Below are 1,649 nucleotides of genomic sequence, written 5' to 3'. Positions count from 1 at the left end.
CCTGAATCCGTGACCTTTTTTTAACCCGAGTTGCTGATTTGGTATGTTGTGGATTTCTTTGGTGGTCTAGCAGGGACAGGGACTAATATGGAATGATCATTTTGTGCCTTTCAGTTTGCCTCATTCGTTTTTAGGCATGCCAAATAAGCCTGTCTTTTTGCAGGTATTCCATTGGTTACGAACGGCCCGTCGCTTTTTAAACAAATGCTTGGTAGATGCGTCTTGCGGTGAGAAACCACGGACTGTTGCCGCCAAAGTTAAGAGCGATTCTGCCTGCATGACGGACAAATCGTGCCGCCATGTAGATGATGTTCTGGATCACCGTGCGAATCCTTCTGCGTTTCACATTGCCGCGGATGGGCGCATCGTCTTCACGGAGGCTTTCTTGACCCATGATGCGCAAGAGATTGTACGCAAAGACTCCCGCGTGCAGCACCAGATCATTCGTTGCGAATTTCCCGGCCGGAAGGCGTTCCAAATCCAGATCGGTCTTGATTTCGCTGTGAAATTGCTCGCTTGTTCCATGGTCACGATAGAGTTCAATCACACGCCAAGGCGCACAACGCAGGGATGTCCAGTACACATGCACCTCAATCTCGGGAACGAGGAGCAGTTGACCATCCGGCTCCATCGTCCGTTCGATGACGTGAAAGACTTGCCGCAGGTTGTGTTCGAACCCTTTTTGGGCAAACTCGATGGCGCCAACATATTCGATTTTGCCTTCCCGCTGCTGGCATGCGATTCCCTTTGATTTGGCGATGGAAAGCCATGTTTCTTTTGGCGATTTGCGCAGGTTGACCTTGATGATGTAATCGGTGTCCGGATGCCGGTGGCAGACATGCAAATTGTCCAGGCTGTCATTTCCCGCATCCATCCGTACGAGCAGCTTGGCGTCGGTGACACGCCGGGCGTACCGAATGCTTTGTTCCAGGAAGACATCCGTTTCTTTTTGGCAATGCACGCTGCCTTCCCGCAGCTCCACGTTGATGCCATACCCTTCCTGGCCGAGGTAAGCGAAGATGGGGGCATAGCCGTCTGTACCTTTGTAGGTACGGGATACCCCTTCCTTCTTGGTACCCGAATTGTCGAAGGGGGAAACATCCAGATCAAGCGGGATATAGCTTTCTTCGCCTGCAAGCAGACCGGTCAACGGAGCCTGGATCTGACGCAGGAGGTCGGCTGATTCCTCCAGCAAGATCCGGTTCCAGTCCGCTTTCTTAGACGAAGCAGCAGCATCCAAGCGCTGGCGGAGGGTAGGACTGGACGGAACCTTATTCAACTGCAGGCAAATGGAAAAGACATCATCCTTGCGGAAGGGTTCGATGTGATCAAAGTCGCTCTTGCCCTGACAAAGCAGACCCAAGTAGCTTTTCATCACATCCGCGTGGGAGTGAAACGGATGTTCAAAATCCTTAATCATGGTATGGTTCAATCGTTTCGTTAACTTTGTATGAGCAAGCAGGGTGCCGACTGTAGCCAGCCCCGCGTGAGTGGTTAGAATGAGCTCTTTGGATCGTACAAATTGGATCTTCATCAATGCACCTCGATGGTGAGAGTTATAATCTAGCGAATATCCTACTATTTCTCCATCGATCATTGATTTCCTTTCTTTATCTAGCTATTTTGATTTTAAAGATCACGGATTCAGG

Annotated in this window: 1 protein-coding gene; it reads right to left on the bottom strand. The window is 50.4% G+C overall.

What is annotated here, in order from left to right; all coding sequences use genetic code 11:
- Positions 1 to 196: 196 nt before the first annotated feature.
- Positions 197 to 1,534 carry an IS1380 family transposase gene (locus tag FS806_RS25150; RefSeq protein WP_144942074.1) on the bottom strand — a complete coding sequence of 446 codons (1,338 nt, stop codon included), beginning with the start codon at positions 1,532 to 1,534 and terminating at the stop codon, positions 197 to 199.
- Positions 1,535 to 1,649 lie beyond the last annotated feature (115 nt).

Origin of the sequence: Paenibacillus sp. 32O-W (assembly GCF_007679495.1) — a bacterium.
Classification (GTDB): domain Bacteria; phylum Bacillota; class Bacilli; order Paenibacillales; family NBRC-103111; genus Paenibacillus_L; species Paenibacillus_L residui.
The sequence above is the reverse complement of the archived record's forward strand: the minus strand, read 5'-3'. Positions and strand labels throughout refer to the sequence as shown.

Coding starts and splice junctions, on each gene's coding strand:
- FS806_RS25150 (WP_144942074.1), bottom strand. CDS start 1,534: ATGAAGATCCAATTTGTACGATCCAAAGAGCTCATTCTAACCACTCAC.